Here is an 8,228-nt window from a genome sequence, read left to right as displayed (position 1 = left end):
ACGCTGGATGTGTGCCGTCCGGACCGCCGACCACCCGAACGCCGGTCAGTTCGCCACGGTCGACATCGGCCGGGAAAGTGTGCTGATCGTCCGCGCGCGCGACGGTGCTCTGCGTGCCTTTCTGAACAGCTGCCGTCACCGCGGCGCCCTGATCTGCACGGAGGACAGCGGCGCGGTCCGGCGAAACCTGCAGTGCCCGTATCACGCCTGGACCTACGGTCTCGACGGAAAACTCGTCGCCGCGCCCAATCTGAGCAGCCTCGGTGACATCGACCGCAGCGCCTACGGGCTCATCCCGGTGGCCTCCCGGGAGTGGCTCGGTTACCTGTGGGTCTGCCTCGACGACGACCCACCGTCGTTCGACGACACCGTGATCGGCGCGGTCGTCGAGCGCCTCGGCGACGCCACGATGATCGACAACTACCGGGTCGGCGACCTGGCGCTGGCACACCGGGAGACCTATCGGGTCGCGGCGAACTGGAAGCTCATCGTGGAGAACTTCATGGAGTGCTACCACTGCGCCACCATCCACCCCGAGCTCACCGAGGTGCTGCCGGAGTTCGCCGACGGCCTCGCCGCGCAGTACTACGTGGGCCACGGTGCCGAGTTCGCGGCGGAGGCCGACGGATTCACCGTCGACGGGTCGGCCGGGTTCGACAGACTGCCCGAGTTGGCACCGGAACAGGACCGCCGCTACTACGCCATCACCGTCAACCCGACGGTGTTCATCAACCTGGTGCCCGACCACGTCATCGTGCACCGGATGTTCCCGATCTCGGTCGACGAGACCCTGGTGGTCTGCGACTGGTTGTTCCATCCCGATGTCGTCGCGGCCGGCGCCGACGTCGGGGCAGGGGTCGAGCTGTTCCACCGCGTGAACCAGCAGGACTTCGAGGCGTGTGAGCGCACCCAGCCGGCGATGGGGTCGCGGGCCTATCGCCGGGGTGGGGTCCTGGTCCCGGCCGAGCATCACATCGCCACGTTCCACGATTGGATCACCGAAATGTGCTCCGAGGGGTAAGGATGGGGTCGTGAAGAACGACGCCGTGAGGTCGTCGTCCGTGTTCGACGATCTGTGAGACGAGGGTGCCGGTGACCGCTGACCTGTTCATCGACGGCAGCTGGACCGATTCGTCCACCGGCGCACGGCGCGACTGCATCGACCCGGCCGACGGCACGGTGATCCGCTCGGTGTCGGAGGCATCACCCGACGACGCGCTCGCCGCGGTGGCCGCCGCCCGTGCGGCGTTCGACCGCGCGGAATGGCGGGAGACCACCGTCGCCGACCGCTCCGACCTGCTGCGTCGTATCGCCGACCTGCTGGTGCGCGACCGCGAGGAGATCGCGCTCATCGAGACCCGGGACACCGGCAAGACCCTGGTGGAGAGCCGCATCGACATCGACGACGTCGTCTCGGTGTTCCGGTACTACGCCGACCTCGCCACCACCACCGCCGACCGCCTCGTCGACGTCGGCAACCCGGCGGTGATCAGCCGCGTCGTCGCCGAACCCATCGGCGTCTGCGTGATGATCGCCCCGTGGAACTACCCGCTGTTGCAGATCTCGTGGAAGATCGCCCCCGCCCTGGCCGCCGGCGCGACGATGGTCCTCAAACCCAGTGAGGTGACGCCGCTCTCGACGATCGCGCTGACCGAGCTCCTGGTCGAGGCAGGCGTCGGACGTGGCGTCGTCAACCTGGTGCTCGGCAGCGGGGCCGATCTCGGCCCGGCCCTCACCGACAACCCCGACGTCGACCTGATCTCGTTCACCGGCGGCCTCGCCACCGGCAAGATCATCGCCGAGACCGCGGCTGAGCACGTCACCCGCGTCCTGGTCGAACTCGGCGGCAAGAACCCGCATGTCGTGTTCGCCGATGCGTGCAGCACGACCGAAGCATTCGATGCGACCGTCGACCAGGTCCTCACCGGTGTGTTCCTGCACTCGGGTCAGGTCTGTTCGGCGGGCACGCGCCTGATCGTCGAGGAATCGGTCGCCGATGACGTCGTCGCCGCCCTGGCCGACCGGGCCGGGCGGATCGTGATGGGACCGGGCGTCGACCCGGCCAGTCTGACCGGCCCGCTGGTGTCGGCGGCGCAGCTGTCGAAGATCACCGACTACGTCGCGCTCGGGGTCGCCGAGGGCGCCGAGTTGGTGGTGGGCGGCGAGCAGCCGACCGACCCCGACCTCGCCGACGGGTATTTCTTCCTGCCCACGATCTTCGACCGGTGCGACCGTTCGATGCGGATCGTCACCGACGAGACCTTCGGGCCGATCCTCACCGTGGAACGCTTCGACACCGAGGCCCTGGCGCTGGAGTTGGCCAACGACACCGACTACGGACTCGCAGCCGGCGTCCGTACCGCCGACGCGGCGGTCGCCGAACGGATGGCGCGCGGGCTGCGACACGGCACGGTCTGGATCAACGATTTCGGGTACTACACACCGGCGGCCGAGTGGGGCGGGTTCGGCCGGTCCGGCAACGGCCGTGAGCTCGGACCCTCGGGACTCGCCGAATACCAGGAGCTCAAACACATCTGGAACAACACCGCCGCCCCGCCCGCGGGGTGGTTCCCGCCCTGAGCAGCCGGCGGGACCGTTCTACCGCGTCACGAGTTCGTCGTATCTCACCGTAGAGAGCAGTCGCCACACCGTCACACCATTGCCAGGAGCCCACATGACCATCGAGAAGAGCGTTGATCCCGACAACGGGATGGAACACTTCGGCTACAAGGAAAGTCTCGATCGCAGCATCGGGAAGTTCGCCAGCTTCGCCGCGGGCGTGAGCTACATATCCATCCTCACCGGGACGTTCCAGCTCTTCTACTTCGGCTTCGGGACCGCCGGTGCGGCCTACCTGTGGTCGTGGCCCATCGTGTTCGTCGGTCAGTTCGCCGTCGCGCTCTGCTTCATGGAACTCGCCGCGAAATACCCGATCGCCGGGTCGGTCTACAACTGGGCGAAGATCCTGGGCAACAAGGTGGTCGGATGGTTCTCCGGATGGATGATGCTCACCGCCTCCATCGTCACCATGTCGGCGGTGGTGCTCGCCATCGACTCCACGCTGCCCAAGATCTGGAGCGGGTTCCGTCTCATCGGATCCGAGGATCTGACGGTGGTGTCACCCTCGAACGCAGTGCTGCTGGGATCGATCCTGGTGGTCGCCACGACCCTGATCAACGCCTTCGGCGTACGTCTGATGTCGCTGATCAACAGCACAGGTGTGTTCATCGAACTGATCGCTGCCGTGCTCATAGCGGTGATCCTCGCCTTCAACATCGAGCGCACGCCCGCGGTGTTCTTCTCCACCAACGGCTACGGGGCCGGCGAGAGCGGGGGATACCTCAGCGCATTCCTGATCGCCTCGCTCGCATCGGGTTACGTCATGTACGGCTTCGACACCGCCTCGTCGCTCGGTGAGGAGACGGTGAACCCGCGCAAGACCGCTCCGACGGCCATCCTGCGCGCGATCCTGGCGTCGTTCGTCATCGGTGGGGCGATCCTCGTGTTCGCCATCCTCGCCGCCCCGAACCTGTCCGATCCGGCGCTCGCCGCGCAGGGTGGACTGCAACAGATCGTGCTCGACGTCATGTACGGCCCGGTCGGCAAGATCTTCCTGATGTGCATCGTGGTCGCGGTGTTCGTCTGCACGCTCGCCGTGCACACCGCAGCCATCCGGTTGACGTTCGCGATGGCGCGCGACAACGCGCTGCCGTTCGGCGAATCACTCGCCAGGGTGCACCCGAAGACCCAGGCACCGGTCATCCCGGCCGTCCTGATCGGTGTGCTGTCGATCTTGATCCTGGTCATCAACATCAACCAGCCGACGATCTTCCTCCTGCTCACCTCGGTGGCGATCATCATGATCTACATCGCCTACCTGATGATCACCGGCCCGTTGCTGCTCAAACGATTCCGGGGCGAGTGGCCGCCGAAGGACCTGAAAGAGGGCGGCTACTTCACGATGGGCCGCTGGGGTCTGCCGGTCAACATCGTCGCCGTCGTGTGGGGCATCGGCATGGCGATCAACCTGGCGTGGCCACGCGAGGCGGTGTACGGATCGCCCTGGTACAACACCTGGGCCGCGTTCATCTACATCGGCGTCATCGGCGGCGTGGGTCTCGTCTGGTACTTCGTCACGGGCAGCCGCGGCATGGGTACGCTGAAATCCCATGCGTCGGAAACGAAAGCAGACGCAGCCGCGGCCGACGCGGCACAGCCGTCCCCGGGACCCGAAGGAGTCTGAGAGTCCATGGCAGATCCATTGCGCGACGACGCAGTGACCGCGGGAACCTTCGACTACGTCATCGTCGGCGGTGGGACGGCGGGGTGTGCTCTGGCCGCCCGCCTGACCGAGGACCCGGATGTGACCGTGTGTGTCCTCGAGGCCGGCCCCACCGACGTCGGCAACGACGACATCCTGGTGCTGAGCGAGTGGATGCACCTGCTCGACTCCGGGTACGACTGGGACTACCCGATCGAACCGCAGGAGCGTGGCAACGACTTCATGCGGCACGCCCGGGCCAAGGTGCTCGGCGGATGTTCCTCGCACAACTCGTGTATCGCCTTCTGGCCGCCCGCCGAGTACCTCGACGAGTGGGAGCGCAGCGGTCTGACCGGCTGGGGTGCCGTCGACATCCACCCGCTGACCCGCAGGTTGGAGAACAACGACGCCCCCGGCGACCACGGGCACGACGGGCCGGTGCGCCTGCGGGACGTGCCGCCGCTCGATCCCTGTGGTGCAGCGATACTCGAGGCCGCCGCCGCGGCCGGTCTGCCGACGGTGGGCTTCAACCGCGGCGAGACGGTCCGCAACGGCGCCGGTTGGTTCCAGATCAACGCGGGTGAGGACGGCCTGCGCATGTCGACCTCGCACGCCTACCTGCACCCGATCATCGGGCAGCGACCCAACCTCGAGGTCCGCACCGGCTGCTGGGCGCAGGGCATCACCTTCGACGGCGTCACCGCGACCGGCGCGCGATACCAGCGTCCCGATCTCACCGGTTTCGACGTGGTCGGTGCGAGCCGAGAGGTCATCGTCACCGCCGGGGCGATCGACACCCCGAAGTTGCTGATGCTCTCCGGGATCGGGCCGGCTGCGCAGCTGCGCGAGTTCGGGATCGATGTCCGGGTCGACCTGCCCGGTGTCGGGGAGAACCTCGACGACCACGTCGAGGGGCTGGTGTTCTGGGAGGCCGCGCGGCCCATGGTCACCGAGTCCAGCCAGTGGTGGGAGATCGGCGTGTTCGCCACCACGAAGGACGGCCTCGAGGTCCCCGACGTGATGATGCACTACGGCAGCGTGCCGTTCGACATGAACACCCTGCGGTGGGGGTACCCGACCACCGACAACGGCTTCTGCCTGACGCCCAACGTGACCCAGGGACTCTCCCGGGGCACGGTCAAGCTGCGCAGCCCGGACTTCCGTGACCGCCCGCGCGTCGACCCGCGGTACTTCACCGACCCCGACCACCACGACGAGACCACCATGCTCGCCGGGCTGCGCCTGGCCAGGGAGATCGCGGCGCAGGCGCCGATGAAGCCCTGGGTCGCAGCCGAACTCGCCCCCGGGCCCGACGCCGTGACCGACGACGAGCTCATCGACTACATGCACAAGACGCACAACACCGTCTACCACCCGGCGGCGACCGCGAAGATGGGCGTCGACTCCGACCCCATGGCGGTGCTCGACCCGCAGCTGCGGGTCCGGGGCACACAGCGCCTGCGGGTCGTCGATGCCTCGGCCATGCCCAAGCTGCCCTCGGTCAACCCCAACATCACCGTCATGACGATGGCGGAGAAGTGCGCCGACCTGCTCAAGGCCGCCGACCGGTGATCCCCGGCATCTGACGGTGCTGCGGGGTGAGGGATCATTGGCATCATGAGTGACGAACAGATCCAGGTGGGCGTACTCGGCAGCGGCGGCAAGGTCGGTCAGGCCATTGTCGACGCGGTGTCCGTCTCCGACGACCTCGAGTTCACCGTCGGCATTGACAAGGACGACGACCGCTCCGCGCTGATCGACTCGGGTACGCAGGTCGTCGTCGACTTCACACATCCGTCGGTCGTGATGGACAACCTCGAGTTCCTCATCGCCAACGGGATCCATGCCGTCGTCGGGACCACCGGGTTCGACGACGACCGCCTCGACACCGTGCGCGGATGGCTGGGCGACCAGCCGGGCGTGGGTGTTCTCATCGCCCCGAACTTCGCGATCGGCGCCGTTCTGAGCATGCGGTTCGCTGCCGCCGCCGCACGTTTCTACGATTCGGTCGAGGTCATCGAGCTGCACCACCCACACAAGGCGGACGCCCCGTCGGGCACCGCGTTCCGGACCGCCCGACTGATCGCGGAGTCCCGGTCGCAGGCCGGATGCGCCCCGATGCCCGATGCCACCACCAGCTCGTTGGACGGCGCCCGCGGTGCCGACGTCGAGGGTGTCCGGGTCCATTCGGTGCGACTCGCCGGCCTCGTCGCGCATCAGGAGGTACTCCTGGGCACCGAGGGGGAGACCCTGACCATCCGCCACGATTCACTGGACCGGACGTCGTTCGCACCCGGCGTGTTGCTCGGGGTGCGTCAGATCGCGCAGCGGCCCGGCCTGACGGTGGGGCTCGACGAGCTCCTGGATCTGTAGGCCTGCCGAGATGGGCACTCTGCGATGAGCGGCGCCAAGCGCGACTTCTACACCCGCGACTCCCGGCCGATCGTTCTGGTGATCGTGCTGATCGTCATCGCGCTGATCTTCTACATCGGGTTGCTCGGGTACCGCGGGATCGAGCTGATCCAGGACGGGTCGGTGGTCGGCATCGGGCTGGGCATCGGTGTGCTGCTGCTCCCGCTGTTGGGCATCTGGATGCTGGTCGCGACGTTGCGGGCAGGGATCACCCACCAACGCCTCGGTCGCCGCATGCGGGAGGAGGGGCGGGAACTCGACGTCTCGTCGCTGCCGCGGCGTCCGTCCGGGCGGCTCGAACGCGACGCCGCCGACGAGCTCTTCGCCACCGTGCGCACCGAGTGGGAAGCCGATCCGGACAACTGGCGCAACACCTACCGGATCTCGCGGGCCTACGACTACGCGGGCGACCGCACCCGTGCTCGCGCGATGATGAAACGTGCTGTCGCCCAGGAAAAAGCCGAGAGCTCCTGACGACGTATGGCCACCCTGCTGATCGTGCACCACACGCCGTCGCCGCACTGCCACGAGATGTTCTCCGCCGTCGTCGCCGGGGCGACCGACCCCGACATCGAGGGGGTCGACGTGCTCCGCCGGCCTGCGTTGACGGTCTCGCCCGCGGAGATGTTGGCCGCGGACGGATACCTGCTCGGCACCCCGGCCAACCTCGGCTACATCAGCGGCGCGTTGAAGCATGCGTTCGACACCGCGTACTACCAGTTGCTCGATTCCACGCGGGGACGCCCGTTCGGCGTCTATCTCCACGGCAACGAGGGCACCGAGGGTGCGCAACGAGCGGTCGAGTCGATCACCACAGGGCTCGGATGGACCCGTGCCGCCGACGATGTGATCGTCTCGGGAAGACCGACCAAGGACGACCTCGAGGCGTGCTGGAACCTCGGTGCCACGGTGGCCGCCTCCTTGATGTCCTGAGCCCTTCACACGGCGTGGAGCCATCCCGCCGAGTCGCGACACTCGTCGTCGTACCGCGGTTCTACACTCTCAGGTGTGACCGTGTCCCACAGTGCAGCCGTCCCGACCCCGTATGAGGACCTGCTCGCGCTGGTCCTGCGCGACGGCGTCGCGAAATCCGACCGCACCGGCACCGGCACCCGCAGCCTGTTCGGCCACCAGCTCCGGTACGACCTCACCGAGGGCTTCCCGCTGATCACCACCAAACGCGTGCACCTGAAGTCGATCCTGTACGAGCTGCTGTGGTTCCTGCGGGGCGACTCGAACGTGCGGTGGCTGCAGGAGCGAGGGGTGACGATCTGGGACGAGTGGGCCGACGAGGCCGGCGAACTCGGCCCTGTCTACGGCGTCCAATGGCGCAGCTGGCCGACGCCGTCCGGCGACCACATCGATCAGATCTCGAACGCGCTGGCCCTGCTGAAGTCGGACCCGGACTCGCGGCGCAACATCGTCTCCGCCTGGAACGTGGGGGAGATCCCGCAGATGGCGTTGCCGCCGTGTCACGCGTTCTTCCAGTTCTACGTCGCTGACGGCAAGCTGTCGTGCCAGCTGTACCAGCGCAGCGCCGACCTGTTCCTCGGGG

8 protein-coding genes are annotated in these 8,228 nt (G+C 67.5%); all 8 read left to right on the top strand.

The window, feature by feature from the left end; all coding sequences use genetic code 11:
- On the top strand, positions 1-1,021 hold a 1,021-nt coding region (locus tag JHC79_RS21780; protein WP_296394812.1), incomplete at its 5' end, for an aromatic ring-hydroxylating dioxygenase subunit alpha.
- A 71-nt stretch (positions 1,022-1,092) separates the two neighbouring features.
- A complete protein-coding gene (locus JHC79_RS21775; RefSeq protein WP_296394810.1) occupies positions 1,093-2,580 on the top strand; it encodes an aldehyde dehydrogenase family protein in 1,488 nt (495 codons plus the stop codon).
- A gap of 94 nt (positions 2,581-2,674) precedes the next feature.
- On the top strand, positions 2,675-4,243 hold the full coding sequence (locus JHC79_RS21770; protein WP_296394808.1) for an amino acid permease: 1,569 nt from the start codon (positions 2,675-2,677) through the stop codon (positions 4,241-4,243).
- A 6-nt stretch (positions 4,244-4,249) separates the two neighbouring features.
- Complete coding sequence (locus JHC79_RS21765) at positions 4,250-5,833, top strand: GMC oxidoreductase (RefSeq protein WP_296394806.1); 1,584 nt, start codon at positions 4,250-4,252, stop codon at positions 5,831-5,833.
- 45 nt (positions 5,834-5,878) lie between these two features.
- Entirely contained in the window at positions 5,879-6,634 is a 756-nt protein-coding gene (gene dapB / locus JHC79_RS21760; RefSeq protein ID WP_296394804.1) for a 4-hydroxy-tetrahydrodipicolinate reductase, read from the top strand.
- Positions 6,635-6,658: 24 nt separating this feature from the next.
- Positions 6,659-7,147, top strand: a complete 489-nt coding sequence (locus tag JHC79_RS21755; RefSeq protein WP_296394802.1) for a hypothetical protein — start codon at positions 6,659-6,661, stop codon at positions 7,145-7,147.
- Positions 7,148-7,153: 6 nt separating this feature from the next.
- On the top strand, positions 7,154-7,606 hold the full coding sequence (locus JHC79_RS21750) for an NAD(P)H-dependent oxidoreductase (RefSeq protein WP_296394800.1): 453 nt from the start codon (positions 7,154-7,156) through the stop codon (positions 7,604-7,606).
- Between the two features lie 81 nt (positions 7,607-7,687).
- On the top strand, positions 7,688-8,228 hold a 541-nt coding region (gene thyA, locus JHC79_RS21745), incomplete at its 3' end, for a thymidylate synthase (protein WP_296394814.1).

This window comes from Williamsia sp., assembly GCF_016462415.1.
In the GTDB taxonomy this organism is placed as follows: domain Bacteria; phylum Actinomycetota; class Actinomycetes; order Mycobacteriales; family Mycobacteriaceae; genus Williamsia_A.
This window is presented reverse-complemented; position numbering and strand designations above follow the sequence as displayed.